Raw genomic sequence first — 20,277 nt, 5'->3', positions numbered from 1 at the left:
GTGACGGAGTGTTAATTTGCATCTAAAACCATGTATGATATTTTTAACGCTTGATTAAATGAAAAATCAATGGTTTTGAGTGAGTTTTGTCCTCATATTGGTGCGTTTATTAAAAAATAAGTTTAGAGTTTTTCATGCCTTCTAAAATTAAGTTTAAACAGTCAACTCTTTCTCACTCTATGCATTTAATCTTAAAAATGCAGAGTATACCTAAACTTATTTGTAGCAGCTTATTATTAAGTTTATGTGTTACTCCTTGTTATGCTCAAAGTTCGGCTGAGACCGTTACACCAGAAGCAAACCAGACGGTAACAGATTCATTGGTACAACAAACTAATACAAATAACCCAAGTGATGTTCCAATTACCGATGTCGCTACTCTTGTAACTCAAGCACAGCAACAACAAGATAGCTTGGCTATATTGCAACAACAAGAACAATTTCCGAATCAGATTGAAGAATTTAAGCCAATTACGCTTGATAATCTTGAAGACTTACCTGTTATGCCTGTTGACCAGAATATGGCAAATGAAATTTATCGGGTAGCAGAAGAGGCAAAAAACGAGGCTCAAAACTTCCAAAATGGTACGCAAAAACAACCAGAAATGGTGGTGAATGACGCATCACAAGCAGAATTACATGAAATTAATCAGGCCCCTGTAAATATTGACCAGCTCATGCATGAGATTCAATCTGATAGTAAGATTGTGGTTGAAGCCAATGAAACAGGAAAAACTTTACCTGAGCTTACTGCTGCCGTTGAAGAGCCACCCGAAGAAAAAGGCTTCTTTAGACGTATATTCAATAAAATCCGTCCACCGCGGGTAATTCCAATGGAGCAGATACCCCGTATTACTGCTGAGGTTACGGGTGCGCCAGATGATTTAGCTAAAAATATCAAAGGTAAATTATCTACATTTACCCAAGAATCATTTGAAGATTTTAATGCAGCGCTACCGCAACTTAGGAGCTTAAGTAACCAAGCTGCTCAAGCTGTAGGCTATTACAATGCCGAGTTTCGTTTTGAAAAGTTAAGTGCCAGTCGCGTACGCGTTAATGTAACGCCAAATGAACCAGTACGGATTAATGAACAAAACATTGAATTTACTGGTGCTGGTGCAAAACAGCCACAATTTCAGGTCATACGTTTAGTTCCTGACCAAGATGTAGGTGATATTTTTAATCATGGCCTTTACGAAACCACTAAAAGCCGAATTGTCGATGCTGCATCAAATAATGGTTATTTTGATGCGTATTGGCGTTTACATGACGTAAAAGTGAGCCAACCTGAAAATAAAGCAGATATTAACCTCAAGTATGAGACGGGTGAGCGTTATAAGCTTGGTAAGGTTGAGTTTCGCATGAGCGATCCATCAAAACCATTACCTTTAAATATGAATATTCTTGAAAGCATGGCACCGTGGAAAGAGGGTGATGACTATGCTTTTTGGCGTGTAAATGTTTTAGCAAATAACCTGACTAACTCACGCTATTTTAACTATACCTTGGTTGATTCAATTAAACCCGACCCAATTGAAAAACCACTTGAGTTACCACCCGATTTACAAGCGTTGGTCGATCAGCAGAATGTTGATATTGACGAATCGAAGCTGCTTCCTTTAGAGCAACAACAACTTGCCAAAGCACGCCAGTTGGCTTCCTCAAGTAAAGAAGTGACACAAAATGTGGTAGATGAAAAACAATTTGCCGGAACTGAAAGTGTACAAGCCGCACCCGCATCTTTAAAAGCTGCAACTGTACAGCATGAAGAACAAGAGTCTGAACAAGACCGTTTACAGGCTCAAGCTCGGGAAGAAAAACGTATACCAGTGATTGTGACGTTAAATGCCGATAAACTAAATAGTCTGGAAACAGGTATTGGTTATGGTACCGACACTGGCGCCCGTTTACGTAGTCAATATAGACGTTCGATTGTAAATAAATACGGTCATTCATTTGATGCAAACTTGGAGCTTTCCCAAATTCGTCAATCTATAGATGGGCGCTATAGTATTCCTTATAAACATCCGTTAAATGATTACTTTAATATTGTGGGTGGTTACGAACGTGAGACGAGAGATGATATTGGTCCGGATGTAAGCTTACTTACAGAATCGGCAGTTTTAGGGGGTGAGCGAGTTATTAAAAAACCACTCGGAAACTGGCAACATACTATTGGGGTACGTTATCGTCTCGACCGCCTAACTCAAAAGGGGAATGTGGATATCTCTGAGCTACCAGATGCATTTAAAACTGCTGCATCAGAGCAAGAAGCATTATTATTTAGTTATGAGACCTCTAAAACTTCAAGTAATACACGCTTAAACCCGACCAAAGCTTTTAAACAAACTTATAAATTAGAATTAGGTAGCGAAAGTTTACTTTCAGATGCCAATATGGCGATTGCCACAGCGGGCTGGAGATTTATTTATTCTTTAGGTGAAAATGATGACCATCAGTTTGTTGGGCGGTCCGATTTTAGTTATATTTTTACCGATGAGTTTGATAAAGTTCCATACAATTTAAGATTCTTTACTGGTGGTGACCAGACAATTCGTGGTTTTGATTATAAAAGTCTTTCACCAGAAGATAATGGATATAAGATTGGTGGACAGGCTCTAGCAGTAGGCTCTTTAGAATATAACTATCAATTCAAAGAGGGTTGGCGAGCAGCTGTTTTTTCTGATTTTGGTAATGCTTACGATAAGAGTTTTAGTAATCCGACGGCCTATAGTGTGGGTGTTGGTATTCGTTGGAAGTCCCCAATTGGACCAATTCGTTTAGACGTGGCTTCTGGTATTTCTGATGATAACCATCCGATTCGTTTGCATTTCTTTATTGGTCCACAACTTTAAAAATAAAATTTTATTAGGTTTATTTTATGGCGGAAGTAGAACAGCAGCCCACTTCGGCACCTAGCTCTCCTAAGAAGCGACGTATTTTGCGTAGCTTCTTGCTGACAATCTTGATCATACTTTTATTACTTGTTGCTTCCATCATTATTATGATGTCGACTGACCGTGGAAGCCGTTTTTTATTAGATCGTGTTTTACAAGCTCAGCAAGTCATTAAATATGAATATGAGGGGGGTAATTTACTCAGGGGAATTATTCTTAAAAATATTATTGTTCAGTTAAAAGAAGTTGACGTTACTTTAGATAGAGCTGATGTCCGTTTAGGGTGGCGTTCTTTAATATTAGAAAAAGAAGTGCATTTGAGCAATGCAGATGTCCGTAACCTAGTTATTATTAACAAAGCTCCGCCATCGGATAAGCCATTTGAGTTTAAACCCATTAAATTACCATTTGTGCTTCGTGTAGATGTTGGAGATGTTGATCATTTAGAAATTAAAAATTCAGGTTCTGTCGTAAATTTCCATGATGTTCATCTAAATGATGCTTTGTGGTCAGAGACAAAACTGAAATTTGAAAATTCAAGTATGGATATGGGATATCTTTCTGTTCATAACGCAACAGGAAATATGGACTTTAGCGGTAAATATCCACTGAATGCGACTGCAGATTTAAGAGTTCCTTCTTTAAAAAGTTTAAACATCCAAAATATTAAGGTGGCAGCGCGAGGTAGCTTAGATACCTTGCAAGCCGGTGTAGCAACGACAACACCAGATTTATTAACAGGTTGGGTTGTTTTACATCCTGTTCGTCATGAAGTGCCTATGCAAGGTGCATTGTTACTCAAAAATTATCACTTGCCTTTATTGGTTGAGCAAAAATTATTTGCTAAAAACGGTGTAATTAAATTTCAGGGTGATATTAAGCAACTCAACTTAGCACTTGAGACAGATTTAAAAGGGGAGAATTTACCTGAAGGCCAGTACAACGCCTTAATGAATACTGATCTGGTTCATCAGTTGAATATTACTGATTTTAACGGTCAGGTCATGAAGGGTGCAGTTAATCTTAAAGGATTAGTGAACTGGAAAGATCATGTCACTTGGGACATCAAAGGTCGCCTAGATCATGTTAATCCTAAAGACAAAGCTATTCCACAGGTCGTTCAGGATTTCTTGCCGCCAAGTCTAGATGCAGCCGTTTCTTCAACTGGCTCTTTGGAAAAAGGTACGGAAGTATTTGCCAATGTAGACTTTGACCGCTATGAATCTTGGAAACTTAAACTAACCCAAGCACCTGAAAAGAATAAGAAGCCACAACCAATGTTTATGAATGTGGCTTGGGCAAATATAGATCGTGCTATGCCATATATAGGTTGGTTAAGTAGTGATAGTGGTCAAGTTGATTTGACTTTGCGAGATGGTCAGCAAGATATTAAAGTTTCGACAAAAGTATATCAGCATGAACAGACCTTATTACCGGCTGGACAATATTTAGCAACTTTGAATGTTAAAGATAATATTCTTAATGTTCCTAGTTTTAGTTTTGCGGCTCAAAAGGGTAGCCTCACAGGTCAGGCCAAAGTCTTATTACCAAGTGAAAAACGTCAGCTGGCATGGAATGCATTATTAAATGCAAAAGACTTTAATCCACAAAGTATACATACAGCGGCGCCTGTTAACTTGCTCAACGGATCAATTAAAGCCAGCGGTTTTGCAAAGCCAAATCAACAAATTATTCAGCTTGAAAAAATTGATTTAAAAGGTCGCTTGGCTCAAGCAGGTCAAGAAATGGTTGCGCTAGCTGGAAAAAGTACAGCAGCTTTATTATTTAATGATGTTAAAGCAGGTGGCGGTTTTAAAGGCTTTGCGGTCAATTATGACGGATCTTTAAAAGCGCTTAATCAAGCCAATGGACTATTAAAGTTTTCTATTGCAGGCACCCCAGAATTTATCCGAATTAGTCAGTTACAACATGATGGTGTTGCTGGGAAAATCTATGCGACTGGGTCATTAAATTTAAAAGACCGTATTGCTTGGGATATTAATAGCTCGTTAGTACGCTTTAAACCTCAATATTTTGCCTCTAGTGTAAAAGGTGAAATTTCAGGAAATGTAAAAACACAAGGCATCTGGTCTGACAAGTTAAAGCGTATTGATATTCAACAATTGAACCTTGCGGGTTATTTGAATAATAAGCCAGTCAGAGGTAAAGGTAACTTATCCATACTTATGGATTCGAACCAAAAAGGCTTTTTACCTCAGCAATTTGAAGCAAATAATCTATTTTTAGTTTATGCGCAAAATCAGTTGCAGGCGACTGGTAATGCACAGAATTTAAAAATTAAGCTGAATGCACCTGCACTTTATGAGTTGTATCCGGGTTTAAGTGGGCGTGCATATGGAGACTTGAGTGTCCAATCTCAACCGCGTTTGAAAGCTACGGCGAACATTGCGGTTGATAATTTTGCATTTAATACATTAGTCAGTATTAAAAAACTTCGTATCCAGGGTGAATTGCCTACTTCCGAAACAACACCAACTCAGTTAACAGCAAAATTAGACAATTTACGTAGTGGTAGCCGTCAAATTCAGTCTGCTGAGGTGAATTTAACAGGAACAAGAAAAGCACATTTATTAAAAGTGCAAGGAAATAATAATGTTTCTAAATTCTATGTTCAATTAGCAGGTGGATTTAATGCGAAGAATGATTGGTTAGGGCAAATTCAAAAAGGAAGTTTTGATTCACGCCGAATTCGTCTAGCACAAAATCAAAATGCACCAGTTGTTTTCTCATCGGCACGTTCTGAGTTATATGTTGGGCAACATTGCTGGCAAAGTACAAATAGCCAGTTGTGTCTTGACCAGCCTGTGCGTGTGAGTAAAGCACAAGGTAATATTTCATTTGTTACTCAGAATCTAGATTTAGGTGATTTTGCTGCGTTCATGCCGGAAGGTTTGGCTATAACAGGCCAACTTAATGGTTATGCTAAAGCTTCTTGGGTAAATGGTGGGCATCCTAAGCTTGATGCACGCTTAATGACCAGAAAAGGTGAACTGGGCCTAGCAGCGGAAGATCCGCAAGATCCACCGACTACTTTGGCTTATGATGAACTGAGTGTAATTGCAAAAAGTATTTCAGAAGGCTTATTGTTCCGTGTCGATGTAAAAACACCTGATATTGGTACAGGATATGCGAATGTTATTATTAATCCATACCAATCATCTATGCCGATGCATGGAGAGGTAGCTTTTAACGATGTACAGTTAAAAGTGTTAAAACCATTCATTCAAGATGTACGTTCAATGAGTGGTACCTTAGCCTTAGCTGGCAAAGTGAATGGTACTTTGACCCAGCCACAGTTTACGGGCGAAATGCGTTTGAAAAATGGGGCGATCAGTATGATTTCCCTGCCGGTTAATTTAACCAATGTACAGGTGTATTCATCTATTCGTCAGGACATGGCAACAATTGATGGTGCATTCAATAGTGGACAAGGTGTAGGGTTACTTAAAGGTAGTTTTGACTGGAAAAATGCACCGCGTCTACAGTTAAACTTAAAAGGCGATAACTTACTTGTACGTCAAGCTCCATTAATTACGGCTATTGCAAATCCGAATTTGACACTTGATATGTATCCTTTTGATAAGCGTTTAAGCTTGAAAGGATCAGTAGATGTTCCTCGTGCACGTATTTCAATGCCTGAAACAACTGCACCAGTGGTTAACACATCTTCAGATGTTCGTATTGTTCGCCAAGGTCAGGACCCACTTGCAATTTTACGTGCGGCAAAACCGTGGGATATCCGTGCAGATATCTCGGTAAATATTGGCAATCAAGTCATCTTCCAAGGCTTTAACAGTAATATACCTTTAGTGGGGCGTTTGAATTTAACCCAACGCGGTTATGAAACAGCAATGCGAGCAATGGGTGCTATTGGTGTAAGTCAAAAAGTGAAAATTGAGGCCTATGGTCAAAGCCTAGATTTAAACCGTGCAATTGCCCGTTTTAATGGTCCATTAGCAAACCCGACGTTAGATATTGATGCGAATAAAAATGTTCAGGGTAGTATGGTTGGGGTTCGTGTCACTGGTACTGCTTCATCACCAAACATTCAAGTTTATAATGATGCAGGCCTTTCTGAGCAAGAGGCATTAAATGCACTCGTGACAGGGCGTATTAATGAAGGTGCAAGTGGTTTAAGTAATGCAGAAGGCTTTAAATCTGATGTGAACAATACAATTGCTGCTGCCGGTATTAGTATGGGCTTGGGTGGTACTCGTGCTTTAACGAATCAAATTGGACGTACTTTTGGTTTGAGTGGTCTTGCATTAGATGCTCAAGGTACAGGGGATGATACTCAAGTAAGCTTAACTGGTTACATTACACCTGATTTATTTATTCGTTATGGTGTAGGTGTATTTACCCCGGTCAATAAACTGACGTTGCGTTATCAAATGAACCGACGTTTGTATTTGGAAGCAAGTCAATCTTTAGAACGAGCAATAGATTTATTCTACAATTGGCGCTTCTAAAGGTTTGAAGAACACTAAAAACCGAGATGAAAACATCTCGGTTTTTTATTGAATATTGGGCAAAAATAAAGACATATAAGTAGAATTTTTGCAAAGTCTGTCAGATTCAGTATGATGTGGGCAGCATAGTCTGTGTAGAGTAATGATGAAAAAAGTTTTATTTGTTTTAATGGGCATGTTAATAGTCGGCTGTACAGAAAAAAAGCCTTTAACACCTGAAGAGCAATGGCATGGCTATTGTACAAGTGTGGGAAATGCAGCAAGAAGTATTCTATTTGACCGTCAGCAAGCAATTGAGAAGTCTCAAGCTATTGAGCATGCTAATAAAATTGAAGACGAAATTACGAAAAAATTCATCTTTAATATTATTGAAAAAGTTTACGCCATTCCACAAGACGAATTAAAAACGAATCCAGAAGCCTTACAAGAAAAGATTAGAAAACAAATGACAGATGAGTGTTTGGTTACCCCACATGACAAAATGCCAAACTACAAAAAATTCTAAGTGTATAAGACATCGTCAAACACTCCACTAAGGTGGAGTGTTCTTTTAACTTAAAATACCGCATGATAAATCCATCATTAAGATCATTATTTATACACGGGTATTTAGTTACAAAATAATGGGCATCACGGAGAAACACCCCGCGCTCATTAACTTTTGGCTTGAACTCTAGTAAAATTTTGTAGTCCATATTACTTGTGAAGCTTTGTGAAAGCTGGAATTTACAAGTAATTTTTTAAAAAAAGAGGAATGAACACCGTGCTAGAAGCTTACCGCCAACACGTTGCTGAACGTGCCGCACTCGGAGTCCCACCGAAGCCACTTGATGATGCTCAAACTGCTCAACTTGTTGAGTTATTAAAAAACCCACCGGCAGGTGAAGAAGCATTCTTGGTTGATTTGCTTGAAAACCGTGTTCCTGCAGGTGTTGACCAAGCAGCTTACGTAAAAGCAGCTTTCTTGGCAGCGATTGCAAAAGGCGAAGCGACATCTCCGCTAGTTTCTAAAGAACGTGCAGTTTATTTACTAGGTACGATGCTTGGTGGTTATAACGTAGCGCCTTTAGTTGAGCTTCTGGATGATGCTGAATTAGGTAGCTTGGCTGCTGAAGCTTTGAAAAAAACATTACTTGTATTTGATGCGTTCCATGACGTAGCTGATAAAGCTAAAGCTGGCAATGCAAATGCAAAAGCTGTTTTACAATCTTGGGCTGATGCTGAATGGTTCACTAGTCGTAAAGATGTACCAGAAGAAATCAAAATCACTGTGTTCAAAGTAACAGGTGAAACAAACACTGATGACTTGTCTCCAGCTCAAGACGCATGGAGCCGTCCAGACATCCCATTGCATGCAAATGCAATGTTGAAAAATGAGCGTGATGGTATCAACCCTGAAAAACCAGGTGAAGTTGGTCCATTAAGCCAAATTAAAGAACTCATTGCTAAGGGTAACCAAGTTGCTTATGTTGGTGACGTTGTTGGTACAGGTTCATCTCGTAAATCTGCAACAAACTCTGTTCTTTGGTTCTTTGGTGATGAAATCGCTCACATTCCAAACAAAAAAGACGGTGGTGTGTGTTTAGGCGGTAAAATTGCTCCGATCTTCTTTAACACAATGGAAGATGCTGGTGCATTACCAGTAGAGATCGATGTTTCTAACATGAACATGGGTGACGAAGTTACTCTTAAAATCGATCATGCTGCTGCAAAAGTTACTGCGTTCAAAAATGGCGAACAAATCGCTGAGTCTGAACTTAAAACTCCAGTACTTTTAGATGAAGTACGTGCTGGTGGTCGTATTAACTTGATTATTGGTCGTGGCTTAACTGCTAAAGCGCGTGAAGCTTTAGGTTTAGCTCCATCTACATTATTCCGTACTCCAGTACAACCAGCTGACACTGGCAAAGGTTTCACTTTAGCTCAGAAGATGGTTGGTCGCGCATGTGGTCTTCCAGAAGGTCAAGGTATCCGTCCAGGTACTTACTGTGAACCTAAAATGACTACAGTTGGTTCTCAAGATACAACTGGTCCTATGACTCGTGATGAGTTAAAAGACTTAGCTTGCTTGGGCTTCTCTGCTGACTTAGTAATGCAGTCTTTCTGTCACACTGCTGCTTATCCAAAGCCAGTTGACGTACAAATGCAACATACACTTCCAGACTTCATCATGAACCGTGGTGGTGTATCTTTACGTCCAGGTGACGGTATTATCCACTCTTGGTTAAACCGTATGCTTCTTCCAGATACAGTAGGTACTGGTGGTGACTCGCATACTCGTTTCCCAATTGGTATTTCGTTCCCAGCAGGTTCTGGCCTTGTAGCTTTCGCTGCTGCAACTGGTGTAATGCCACTTGATATGCCTGAATCAGTTCTTGTTAAGTTCAAAGGTAAAATGCAGCCTGGTATCACTTTACGTGACCTTGTACATGCGATTCCTTACTATGCAATCAAAGAAGGCGATCTTACTGTTGAGAAAAAAGGTAAGAAAAACATCTTCTCTGGTCGTATCTTAGAAATCGACTTAACAGAAATGGAAACTGACTTAACAGTTGAGCAAGCATTCGAACTTTCTGATGCTTCTGCTGAACGTTCAGCTGCTGGTTGTGCAATCACACTTTCAGAAGAGAAAGTTGCTGAGTACTTACGTTCTAACATCACAATGCTTAAGTGGATGATTTCACAAGGCTATGGTGATGCACGTACGATGGCTCGCCGTGTTGAAAACATGGAAAAATGGTTAGCAAACCCAAGCTTACTTAAAGCTGATGCTGATGCTGAATACACTAAAGTGTATGAAATTGACTTGTCAGAAATCAAAGAACCTATCCTTTGCTGCCCGAACGATCCAGATGATGCGAAACTTCTTTCTGACGTTCAAGGCGACAAAATTGATGAAGTATTCATCGGTTCTTGTATGACTAACATTGGTCACTTCCGTGCTGCTGGTCAGTTACTTGAGAAAGTGCCAAGCGGTTCATTAACAACTCGTTTATGGTTGGCTCCACCAACACGTATGGACGAACATCAGTTAATGGAAGAAGGCTTCTATAACACTTATGGCCGTGCTGGTGCGCGTACAGAAATGCCTGGTTGTTCATTATGTATGGGTAACCAAGCACGTGTTGCGCCGAACACAACTGTTGTTTCGACTTCTACACGTAACTTCCCTAACCGTTTAGGCCAAGGTTCTAACGTTTACTTAGCGTCTGCTGAGCTTGCATCTGTTGCTGCTGTACTTGGTAAATTACCAACTCCAGAAGAATACCAACAATATGCAGCTCAAATTGACAGTATGTCTGCTGACATCTACAAATATTTGAATTTCGACCAAATGGGCGAATATACAAATGCTGCTGATAAAGTAGATACTAAGAAAATTGCTGCTGCTCAGTTGACTTAATAGGTCGATTTAGTACAAAAAAGGAGCTGATTATTCAGCTCCTTTTTATTTTAATGAGAATTGGTACATATTTTAATTATTAAAATAATAAATTAATCATGTTTTATTCTAATAAAATGTAAAAATAAATATAACGCTAGATATTAAAGAAGATTTTGTTTTAAAATATTTGCATGAACTTAAAAATAATTAAAAAGAACACGGGTATTTTATATATGGAATTTAAAATGCTAAAGACAATTGTTGAATTTAAATTTGATGATTATCAGCTATATGATCAAAATTTATCAGCAGAAGACGGGAATACTTTAGTACAGAAAACTGAAGATATTGCACAATATATTTATAGTATATTAAAAAATAGATATCACTTAAATATTGAGTTAAATGCTGAGCGTTGGGGCTGGGAAATAGAAGTACCATTACCTGAGATTACGATGTATATCGGTATTAGCGTTTATGAAGAATACAGTAATGGTTTTGCAATATTCATTTCACCAAATACACCAATTTTAAGAAGATTTCTTTTTAGAAAGTTAGATATTACTCACCATATTATGTTGCTACAAAATTATATTAATGTCATTTTGAAGTCCCATGCCGGTATATATGATGTGCAATGGTGGGAGGAAAATGAGTTTAGATATGTTGCAGCGCATTAAAATATAATTAGTAAATATGAAATATTATTTATGATTGTTTAGCTAATACAATTAATAAAATATTTTATTGGCTGCTATAGTGGTGAATTTACGTATGTGAGCTTAATATATGTTCAATATAACGTGGTTCAGATCCGTATGCGAATTTTAGCATGGAAGACAGTACGTCGGTTCTTCTATAACAACCTTCATAATCATGATTACGAAGCGACAGTAAGTAGATGTATTAACTACTTTTTAGTTTTCTTAATTATTGGGAATGTAGTTGCTGTATTACTAGAAACAGTAAATGATCTGTATTACAGCTACCGTATATGGTTTGACTACTTTGAAAATGTCTCAATTGCAATTTTCAGTATTGAATATCTCTTACGGCTCTGGAGTATAGTCGAGCGTGATCCGACACAAGCTGCATGGAAGCAACGTTTAGCATGGATGAAAAGTGGTGAAGCACTGATTGACCTCATGGCAATTTTGCCTGCGTATCTAAATTTCTTTGTACGAATAGATCTTCGTATGTTAAGAATTTTACGGTTACTTCGATTATTAAAATTAACTCGTTATTTCATCTCACTACAAATATTGCTATGTGTGATTAAGCGAGAAAAAGGTTCTTTTCAGGCAGTGATTTTTATTTTAATCATTATGATTATTATGACTGCCTCTGGTATTTATGTTGTTGAGAATAAAGCGCAACCGGAAGCTTTTAGCTCTATTCCTAAAGCAATGTGGTGGGCGGTTGTGACTTTAACTACAGTCGGATACGGCGATGTCACACCAGTAACTAGTCTAGGAAAATTATTGGGAGCCTTAATTACAATTCTAGGGGTAGGGATTGCTGCTTTACCGGCTGGTATTTTAGCTTCTGGTTTGGCCAATGAACTTAACCAGCGTAATCAGCGCCTTGAACAAGAGTTCCGAGAGTTACTTCAAGTGCGTGGTATTGATATCATGCATGATGAAGTTGAAATAGAACGTATTCGACAAAAAGTAGGGCTACCAAAAGAACAAGCGCATAATCTGATTATTCAAATTATGCGCGAAAAAGTATTAGAAGAGAAAGAAGCTGTTAGAGAGAAGAAATGTTATTGCCCGCACTGTGGTGAAAAGTTAACAGATTAGAGATTCAACGAAAGCCTGATCATACTCAGGCTTTTTGAGTTGCTTTTTCTACAGCAAATGCAATGAGTAAGATAATAAGGCCACCAAGGCTCAGTACAAAACCTACCCAGATTGGTGCAATCCAACCCATCTGATGGCTCAGTACCCAACCACCTAAAAAAGCGCCTAATGCATTAGCAAGATTAAAGGCGGAATGGTTAAGTGAAGCTGCTAGCGTTTGTGCATCACCTGCAACATCCATGAGGCGTGTCTGTAAAGCCCCACCTAAACCCATAACGGTTAGGCCAATTAAGAATAAAGAGCCAATTGCGCTATAGATATTACTCATTAGAAAGCTTGCGACTACAAATGCGATCGCTGAGCTAATGAGTACGCCCACAATAGTTTTATTGAGGTTTTTATCTGCAAGCCAACCCGCAGCTAAACCACCAATCACCATCCCGATGCCCCACAGCGCTAATGCAATAGGAACAATCTGGATATTAACTTTAGTGTATTCAGTGAGAATTGGTGAGACATAGCTATATACCGAGAACATGCCCCCAAAGCCAATTGCGCCGACTGCAAGGGTTAACCACATATTTATATTTTTAAGCCCAGCTAATTCTGTTTTTATGCTGGCAGTAGCTTGAACTGGAATATTCGGTACAAAGCAAGCTACAGCAATTAAAGTAAAGAATGCGATCGTTGCTGAAAATTCAAAACCTGCTCTCCAACCAAAATGTTGACCTAACCATGTTGCTAAGGGTACGCCAATAACGGTAGCAACGGTTAGTCCCATCATCATTTGCGCAACTGCTGAAGCTCTTCGTGAAGGGCCTGCTAGTTCAGCCGCGACTAAAGCGCCGACACCAAAATATGCGCCATGAGGTAAACCTGCAATAAAACGAGAGACTAAAACGGTTTCTGGGGTATGTGCTAAAGCTGTGCATGCATTGGCAATACCATAAAACAGCATGAGGCAAAGCAATAGGGTCTTTCTAGGTACTTTGGCACCCAAAATGGCAATAATAGGGGCACCAATAACAACACCTAATGCATAAGCACTAATAAAATGCCCAGCTTCAGGTACTGTAATCTTTAAATTGTGTGCAATTTCCTGAATAAGACCCATTGCGACAAATTCTGTAGTGCCAATACAGAAACCGCCTACTGCAAGAGAAAAAATTGCCAAGAAGAGTGAGTAATGTCGAGGGGAAGAAGAAGGGGATTGGGGGGACGCCATAATAAATTAATAAAAGGAAACTCAAAAAAGAAAGTATAAGGGAAAAGAGACCAAAATAATAAAAAACTAGAATCTCGAGAGGAAGTTTGCACATTTAAAACCGGAATATTTTATCTTTATATTGAATAATTTATCGAATTCTTTTATCAAATTGGATATGATGAGCGCGTAATACTTTAAGCATTACAATAAGTTGTATAAATACTTAAGAAATAGAGAAGTTAAATCGTGAGAAAATTATGTATTGCCTGCCTTATTGGTATGGCTATGTTATCTATGTCTGGTTGTGCCGTATTTATGGCTGGTAATCAACCAAGTAAAAAAAATTTAAATGTTTTAAATCCGGGTAGCTCTCGTAATTATGTTATTGCAGAGTTTGGGGCACCTGTCTTGTCTGAGTACCGTGATGGGACAAGAGTTGAAATCTATACATTCCAGCAAGGTTATTCAAAGTGGGTAAAAGTAGGTCGTGCATTTGGGCATGGGGTTGCAGACGTTGCCTCAATAGGTTTATGGGAAGTTTTTGGAACTCCAGCTGAAGCATACTTTAATGGTAAAGAAACAACTTATGAAGTGACTTATGGTGAAGATGATTTAGTAAAAAGTTATAAGCTTATTGACTTTAATCAAGCTTTTCCAAAAGTAAAAGAACAATGAGGTAATGAAAGAGGCCACTTGGCCTTTTTCTTTTTATATAAAAATCTTTAACTTAAATTTATTAATGATAATAAGAATTATTTTTATTTGTGTATAATACATTTGCTTATGATTTGTCTGTAAAAATTTAAATTTTCCTAATTAGGATCGAGAAAGAATAAATAGATTATTAGTAACATCACTTGTTTTTGTATGTAGTTACAGCCTTGCTCATGAACCTTATGTTGCGCCATTAGCGTATAAAACTGAGCAGACACAAGTACCGGTAGTAGCTGGTTATGCTGAAGAAGCACTAAATAGTGAATACGCTTTAAAAGATGCCAAGCTTACCGTCATTACCCCTAAACAAGATCCTAAAGTTATTAATGCTGAAGCCCTACATAAATCTGTAACTGTTTTCGATGTTGCTTTACCGGAAGACGGTACATATATTCTGCAAACTCAGGCGACTTACCCTTTAAAATATGTATATGATCAAAAGGAGTGGCATTTATTTTTTGATTTACCAGCAGATAAAGCTCCGCCAAGAAAAGAGCGTGACTATCTAATTCCTGCTGATCTTAAAACTAAAAAAATTAAAACAGAGGAAGTAACAAGAGAATGGGTGTTACAAAGTTATCTTTCAAAAGGTAAAGTTTCAGATATTCAACTTCCAAATACACCAGTTAAAGTTAATTTTTCTGTTCATCCTAACCAGCTTAAAGTTACTCAAGCAGTTCAGCTAACCATAAGTGAAAAAGGCAAGAACCTACCTTATGCTGAAATTAATTTAAGAGAGAAAGGTGCAACTGATAAACAAGTACTACTTTTTAAAGCTGATGATAAAGGACAAGTTGAACTTAAATTTCCAAAAGCTGGAGAATATTTAATGGAAGTCACAGCTCCAGTAGATTTAAGGTTAAAGCCTAAAAATCAAAATTATACGATTGTTAGCTTACAAGTGACCGAGTAAGAATATTTCATTTTATAAAAAAATAGATCTGACTGGGTCTATTTTTTATTTGTTAGTAAAGTCCATATGTAATTAACAAAAACTTATGTTGAGACAAATTAATTAATTTTGTGATAAGATGAATGGTATTCATTAGTGATGATTTATCTCCGTTAACTCTGTTTAGTAATAAACAAGAGATAACTTGAAAATTTATAGATAAATTTATGTATTCAGGCTTGTGCCCATGTTAGAAATTCGACACCTTAAAACTTTAGTTGCTTTACGTGAACATGGTTCACTGGTCGCTGCAGCTAATGACCTATGCTTAACGCCCTCGGCTATTTCTCACCAATTAAAAGAATTAGATCATTGGTATGGGGTAGAGGTGGTTAATCGCCGCAGTCGACCTGTTAGTTTTTCTAATGTAGGACAACGCCTACTTAAGTTAGCTGATGATGTATTGCCGCAAATTCAGATTACTCAGAGTGACATTACACGTATTGTGCACGGACAAACGGGCAGAATTATTTTTTCATCTGAATGTCATAGCTGTTTTGACTGGCTAATGCCTTTACTCAATCAGTACCGTCAGCAATATCCAGACGTCGATTTAGACTTTGCTTCGGGGTTTGAAGCGAATCCACATGAACTTTTACAAAATGCTGAGTTTGATTTACTTATTACAGCCGATCCGATTGCGCTAAAAGGAATCGAATACTTCCCGATTTTTGAATATGAGTCGCGTTTGGTTTTATCAAATACTCATCGATTGGTTCGTGCTGAAAATATTACTGTTCAGGATCTCGCAGAAGAGGTTCTTATTACTTACCCGGTTGATAAGCACCGTTTAGATATCATGTCGAAACTGTTTATACCTGCAAATATTCAACCAAAACAAATCCGAACAACAGACTTAACGCAAATGCTTATTCAACTTGTTGCGAGTGGCCGAGGTATTGCTGCTTTGCCAGATTGGGTAGTCAATGAATACGAACAAAAAGGTTGGGTGACTAGCCGTCGTCTAGATTGTGTTTCTCCAGCAGGTTTAAGACGTACATTGTATGCAGGTTATCGAACTGAAGAAAAAGAGAAGAGCTACTTTGAAGGTTTCTTAAAGCAGCTAGAAAAGTTTTCTTTAAAACGCACTTCTTACTATTCAGGCTAAAAGTACTTATTTAGCCTAAGCATTTATTAAAAGGTACCTTCGGGTGCCTTTTATTTACCTATAAACAAAGATAATAGACCTGCTGCAATCAGCGGGCCAACAGGTACACCACGGAGTAACGCTACACCTGCAACCGTACCAATAAGTAAGCCTGCCACAACATCAGGTTGGCTCGACATAAGTTTTACACCACGACCACCTAGCCACGCGACGAGCAGACCAATTGCAATAGCGACTAAAGATTTAAAACTAATAAAGGATTTTAAAATACTCTCTCCACTAAGCTTGCCACTTGCAATAGGGGTGAGTACGCCAATTGTTAGAATAAGTATGCCTAAGTTTAGGCCATGGGCCTGAATATAAGGAAAAAATTGATTTAATGGCGTGATTTTTATGACGATTAAAATACCTGCTGCGATAGTTACAGCTGCATTTTGACTTAGTAAACCGCAGATAAGTAAAACTAATAAAACAACTAAATTAACATCAAATTGGGCAAGCATGAGAAGCGGCAAGAAAAGCAAATAATTTGAATTGTATAATAATTGAGAGCCAAAATGTCAGAGCTTTTAAGGTTAAAAAAGATCAAACAAAGGCTTTTTAGTGGAAATTTTCTTGTATATGACTCAATGATAAAGAGTTTTATCTGTGGTTACGCTTGGAAACAATGTTATATAAATTAACAACTTAAAAAGTATTCTTTTGAGATAGTGTGATATAAAAATAATCACTACTCATGAGTACAGGATTAATCTTATGGATATTATAGATATCAAGATCAAAGACCAATTTGATCAAATTCATGATGCGAAAGCTCAATTAAAGAAGAATTTAGTTGAACATGAAAATGAGCCTTTAAAGCTAAGTCAGCGTATCGAACATATTATTGTAGATAATGAGGTGATCTTACCCACTACAGAATTGCTATTTGAAAGTGAACAAAACGAAAAAATTTATCGTGTCATTGAAGAATAATTCAAAGTTAATGAAGTTAAATGCGAAGATGATAAAGCAGAAGGTAATAAAACACTAAAATTACGTTAAAATAATGGTTTCGTTTTAAAGAGAAAGCTTTATGCTGCTGGAAAAAATTTTACAATCACAAGGGTTTGGTTCACGTAAATATTGTCAGCAGTTAATAAAAAATGGTTCAGTAAGTATTGATGGGGAGGTTGTGAGTGATCTCAAAAAGCAGTTCTCCCCAGAAAATTTTGAGTTTTCCGTTTTTGGTCAAAATTATCAATATAGAGAAAAAATTTATATTGCTCTAAGAAAACCTCAAGGTTTTGAGTGTTCTCATCATCCTCAGCATCATCAAAGTGTTTTTAGCCTACTGCCTGAGACCATGATTCATCGTGGTGTGCAGGCGGTTGGACGCTTGGATCAAGACACAACGGGTCTACTTTTACTTACTGATGATGGTAAATATCTACAAGCTTTAACTCATCCTCGTAAACATGTACCAAAGGTTTATCACGTTACAACTTACGACCCCGTAACCCCTGAGCAAATTGAAATGCTTACTCAAGGTGTTAATTTACACCAAGAAAAGGGGGTATTTGCTGCCACAGATGTAGCACTACTAGGAACTCATCAATTAACGATGACTATTCATCAAGGTGTTTATCATCAAGTTAAAAGAATGATTGCAGCCGTAGGCAATAAAGTCGAGAAGTTACATCGACATCAAATTGGTCAATTGGTTTTACCTGAAATTGAGGAAGGGGGCTGGGTATATTTGTCGGAGCAGGAAAAACAACTCGCTCAAAATATTATTTAAGAAAACAATGAAATGTCTGAAACTCACTGTCTCGGATGAACCCCATTTTTTCATAGAGGCGGTGAGATTCATGATTATTCGATTGGGTTTCTAGGCTAATACGTAAAGCATTTTCTTGTTTTGCAAATAAAATCGCTGTATCAATGAGTTGTTTTGCCGAGCCTTGACGACGGAATAGGGGGGTAACATATACATCATCTAAGATGTAGTAAGTTGAACAAGCAACTGAAGAAAAACCTAAATAAAGCAATACGAACCCAGTAATTTTTTCGTCCTTAATATGGATAAAAAATACGCTCTCTTTATTCTCAAAACGTTGTTTTAAAAAATGATGAGATTCTTCTAGATTAGAAGATGCACCATAAAATTGACGGTATTCATCAAATAGGACAGCGAGTTGGCTTAGGTCTTCATAGGTCGCTCGTTTTACAATCATTAGGCGCTCCTTGTATTTATGTTTATATTTTTACAAAGAGAGCATAACTAAAAAAGAAGCGAATTGACGTTAAAAGTTGTTTAAAAATGCAACACCGTTAAGTTTTGTCACTTTCACCTAATAGTGCATTTAACTCTTCAAATAAATCTTCGTGGTCATCATCTTCATTTAAAGTTGAAGCGTTTTGATTTAATGAAGATGCTTTTGCTTTTCTCAGTTTTAATAATTGTTCCATATTAATATTCTGGTTTTCGATCGCAAAAGGAATAGATTTGGTTAAGACGACTTGTTTAAAGAACAGTCGTACTGCTTGGGCAGGGGTAATCCCCAATTGTTTAAAAACAGCAAAAGCCTGTTTTTTCTCTTGGGAGTCAAGTCGAACCTGATAAACTTCTGTTTTTCGCATGAATAACAAAACCAAATGATTTTTAATTTTTAGGGATTTATTTTAAACCATCGGAATGTAATTTCAATGTCTTTCAGCATAAAAAATAATCTTTTTGTCATTACGATGCGATTACAGTGTCAATTCAAGTTGTGAATTGAAAACCATTTCCTGTTTTGTTAGCGGGTCTATAAAAGAAATTTGCTTAGCTAGAAGCTGTAAGGGCTGAGAAAAATCATCATCGGCTTTATGTTGAACTATTGGATAAAACGGATCATTTTTAATCGGAATTCCCAAATGATTTAAATGGACGCGGAGTTGATGCTGTTTTCCGGTGGATGGCGTTAAACAATATTTAGCCCATGAGTGATTATGTTCAATCAGCTCAATTTTAGTTTCGGTATTGGTTTTTGTATGTGCAATTACCTGCATTGTATAAAAGGGTGTACCTTTATCTAAATACAATTTTAAATTCTGAGGAAATTTTAATTCAGCTTTATATGCAGCGATTGCATGGTAAATCTTATTGACTTGACGATCTGCAAATAACTGTTGGTAAATTCCACGTGACTGTGGTCGTTTGCAAAATAAAACGACACCGGCAGTTTCACGGTCTAATCGATGGATCGGGGTTAAAAACTCATTGCCAGTTTGCTTTTTTAATCGGACTAATAAAGTTTCTTGTACATATTGCCCTGTTGGGCTAATCGTTAAAAAATGGGGTTTATCTACAACAAGCAAGTCATCATTTTCAAATAAAATCTGATGCTCAAAGGGAACATGTACTTCGTTAGCAAGGAATCGGTAATAAAAAATATGTGTGTTTGCTATATAAGAGCTGTTTAATGTTAATTTTTCGCCATTTGCCGCGTAAATAAGCCCATCTTGAAAACGCTGCTGCCATTCTGTTGCTTTTATATGTGGAAAATTTTCGCAAAGAAATTGATAGATGGTTTGTGCTGTCGTTTGTGAAGGAAGATAGACTTGGCTTGCGCTTACGCCATCAATCATAGGTGGGAAAAATTCAATCGAGCTAGACATAAAAGTGTGTCAATATTTAATAAATGTGATGTAAAAAAAGCCAACTTTAAGCACTTAAGTAGGCTTTAAAGCAGGGCAAT

The 20,277-nt window shown here is 37.5% G+C and carries 16 protein-coding genes; 11 read left to right on the top strand and 5 right to left on the bottom strand.

Translation table 11 applies throughout. The features are described from left to right. Window positions 1-134: 134 nt before the first annotated feature. The 6 genes from MKL62_RS09295 (at window position 135) to MKL62_RS09270 (ending at window position 12,574) form a co-directional block, all read left to right on the top strand. Window positions 135-2,855, top strand: coding sequence for an autotransporter assembly complex protein TamA (locus MKL62_RS09295; protein ID WP_005128376.1), 2,721 nt, complete (start codon window positions 135-137; stop codon window positions 2,853-2,855). Between the two features lie 26 nt (window positions 2,856-2,881). Further along, entirely contained in the window at window positions 2,882-7,387 is a 4,506-nt protein-coding gene (locus tag MKL62_RS09290) for a translocation/assembly module TamB domain-containing protein (protein WP_005128378.1), read from the top strand. A gap of 142 nt (window positions 7,388-7,529) precedes the next feature. Further along, window positions 7,530-7,892 (top strand): hypothetical protein, encoded by a 363-nt coding sequence (locus MKL62_RS09285; protein WP_000976734.1) that lies wholly within the window; start codon window positions 7,530-7,532, stop codon window positions 7,890-7,892. Window positions 7,893-8,150: 258 nt separating this feature from the next. Continuing rightward, on the top strand, window positions 8,151-10,790 hold the full coding sequence (locus tag MKL62_RS09280; protein WP_000888596.1) for a bifunctional aconitate hydratase 2/2-methylisocitrate dehydratase: 2,640 nt from the start codon (window positions 8,151-8,153) through the stop codon (window positions 10,788-10,790). A 227-nt stretch (window positions 10,791-11,017) separates the two neighbouring features. Beyond that, window positions 11,018-11,452: a hypothetical protein gene (locus MKL62_RS09275; protein WP_000920881.1), complete on the top strand. Its 435-nt coding sequence runs from the start codon at window positions 11,018-11,020 to the stop codon at window positions 11,450-11,452. Between the two features lie 138 nt (window positions 11,453-11,590). After that, window positions 11,591-12,574 (top strand): ion transporter, encoded by a 984-nt coding sequence (locus tag MKL62_RS09270; RefSeq protein ID WP_005128379.1) that lies wholly within the window; start codon window positions 11,591-11,593, stop codon window positions 12,572-12,574. Window positions 12,575-12,599: 25 nt separating this feature from the next. Here the strand turns inward: MKL62_RS09270 and MKL62_RS09265 are convergent, their stop codons facing one another. Then, window positions 12,600-13,799, bottom strand: a complete 1,200-nt coding sequence (locus MKL62_RS09265; RefSeq protein WP_002014361.1) for an MFS transporter — start codon at window positions 13,797-13,799, stop codon at window positions 12,600-12,602. A gap of 228 nt (window positions 13,800-14,027) precedes the next feature. Here MKL62_RS09265 and MKL62_RS09260 point away from each other — a divergent pair, with 228 nt between their 5' ends. The 3 genes from MKL62_RS09260 (at window position 14,028) to MKL62_RS09250 (ending at window position 16,555) form a co-directional block, all read left to right on the top strand. Next, window positions 14,028-14,456 carry a membrane protein gene (locus MKL62_RS09260; protein WP_001228338.1) on the top strand — a complete coding sequence of 143 codons (429 nt, stop codon included), beginning with the start codon at window positions 14,028-14,030 and terminating at the stop codon, window positions 14,454-14,456. Between the two features lie 157 nt (window positions 14,457-14,613). Then, entirely contained in the window at window positions 14,614-15,408 is a 795-nt protein-coding gene (locus MKL62_RS09255) for a DUF4198 domain-containing protein (RefSeq protein ID WP_025470012.1), read from the top strand. 226 nt (window positions 15,409-15,634) lie between these two features. Next, window positions 15,635-16,555 (top strand): LysR family transcriptional regulator, encoded by a 921-nt coding sequence (locus tag MKL62_RS09250; protein WP_000890088.1) that lies wholly within the window; start codon window positions 15,635-15,637, stop codon window positions 16,553-16,555. A 50-nt stretch (window positions 16,556-16,605) separates the two neighbouring features. On the opposite strand, the gene MKL62_RS09245 is transcribed toward MKL62_RS09250, so the two are convergent. Further along, window positions 16,606-17,058, bottom strand: coding sequence for a DUF441 domain-containing protein (locus MKL62_RS09245; protein ID WP_000880860.1), 453 nt, complete (start codon window positions 17,056-17,058; stop codon window positions 16,606-16,608). Between the two features lie 253 nt (window positions 17,059-17,311). Here MKL62_RS09245 and MKL62_RS09240 point away from each other — a divergent pair, with 253 nt between their 5' ends. Both MKL62_RS09240 and MKL62_RS09235 read left to right on the top strand, forming a co-directional pair. Then, window positions 17,312-17,530 carry a hypothetical protein gene (locus tag MKL62_RS09240; RefSeq protein WP_000351255.1) on the top strand — a complete coding sequence of 73 codons (219 nt, stop codon included), beginning with the start codon at window positions 17,312-17,314 and terminating at the stop codon, window positions 17,528-17,530. Window positions 17,531-17,630: 100 nt separating this feature from the next. Further along, window positions 17,631-18,335, top strand: a complete 705-nt coding sequence (locus MKL62_RS09235) for a pseudouridine synthase (RefSeq protein ID WP_000923643.1) — start codon at window positions 17,631-17,633, stop codon at window positions 18,333-18,335. On the opposite strand, the gene MKL62_RS09230 is transcribed toward MKL62_RS09235, so the two are convergent. The 3 genes from MKL62_RS09230 to MKL62_RS09220 all read right to left on the bottom strand — a co-directional run bounded on the left by MKL62_RS09230 (window position 18,328) and on the right by MKL62_RS09220 (window position 20,197). After that, window positions 18,328-18,771, bottom strand: a complete 444-nt coding sequence (locus tag MKL62_RS09230; RefSeq protein WP_005128383.1) for a GNAT family N-acetyltransferase — start codon at window positions 18,769-18,771, stop codon at window positions 18,328-18,330. The genes MKL62_RS09235 and MKL62_RS09230 overlap by 8 nt on opposite strands. A 97-nt stretch (window positions 18,772-18,868) precedes the next feature. Continuing rightward, entirely contained in the window at window positions 18,869-19,177 is a 309-nt protein-coding gene (locus MKL62_RS09225; protein ID WP_001232531.1) for a type II toxin-antitoxin system RelB/DinJ family antitoxin, read from the bottom strand. Between the two features lie 111 nt (window positions 19,178-19,288). After that, entirely contained in the window at window positions 19,289-20,197 is a 909-nt protein-coding gene (locus MKL62_RS09220) for a pseudouridine synthase (protein ID WP_005128384.1), read from the bottom strand. Window positions 20,198-20,277 lie beyond the last annotated feature (80 nt).

Source organism: Acinetobacter sp. AOR01_HL (assembly GCF_027855455.1).
Lineage (GTDB): Bacteria > Pseudomonadota > Gammaproteobacteria > Pseudomonadales > Moraxellaceae > Acinetobacter > Acinetobacter baumannii.
This window is presented reverse-complemented; position numbering and strand designations above follow the sequence as displayed.

Bases quoted from the DNA above. Each gene is read 5' to 3' on its own strand.
- MKL62_RS09265 (WP_002014361.1), bottom strand. From the start codon at position 13,799: ATGGCGTCCCCCCAATCCCCTTCTTCTTCCCCTCGACATTACTCACTC.
- MKL62_RS09220 (WP_005128384.1), bottom strand. From the start codon at position 20,197: ATGTCTAGCTCGATTGAATTTTTCCCACCTATGATTGATGGCGTAAGC.
- MKL62_RS09230 (WP_005128383.1), bottom strand. From the start codon at position 18,771: ATGATTGTAAAACGAGCGACCTATGAAGACCTAAGCCAACTCGCTGTC.
- MKL62_RS09245 (WP_000880860.1), bottom strand. From the start codon at position 17,058: ATGCTTGCCCAATTTGATGTTAATTTAGTTGTTTTATTAGTTTTACTT.
- MKL62_RS09240 (WP_000351255.1), top strand. From the start codon at position 17,312: ATGGATATTATAGATATCAAGATCAAAGACCAATTTGATCAAATTCAT.
- MKL62_RS09285 (WP_000976734.1), top strand. From the start codon at position 7,530: ATGATGAAAAAAGTTTTATTTGTTTTAATGGGCATGTTAATAGTCGGC.
- MKL62_RS09235 (WP_000923643.1), top strand. From the start codon at position 17,631: ATGCTGCTGGAAAAAATTTTACAATCACAAGGGTTTGGTTCACGTAAA.
- MKL62_RS09290 (WP_005128378.1), top strand. From the start codon at position 2,882: ATGGCGGAAGTAGAACAGCAGCCCACTTCGGCACCTAGCTCTCCTAAG.
- MKL62_RS09270 (WP_005128379.1), top strand. From the start codon at position 11,591: ATGCGAATTTTAGCATGGAAGACAGTACGTCGGTTCTTCTATAACAAC.
- MKL62_RS09295 (WP_005128376.1), top strand. From the start codon at position 135: ATGCCTTCTAAAATTAAGTTTAAACAGTCAACTCTTTCTCACTCTATG.
- MKL62_RS09225 (WP_001232531.1), bottom strand. From the start codon at position 19,177: ATGCGAAAAACAGAAGTTTATCAGGTTCGACTTGACTCCCAAGAGAAA.
- MKL62_RS09250 (WP_000890088.1), top strand. From the start codon at position 15,635: ATGTTAGAAATTCGACACCTTAAAACTTTAGTTGCTTTACGTGAACAT.
- MKL62_RS09275 (WP_000920881.1), top strand. From the start codon at position 11,018: ATGCTAAAGACAATTGTTGAATTTAAATTTGATGATTATCAGCTATAT.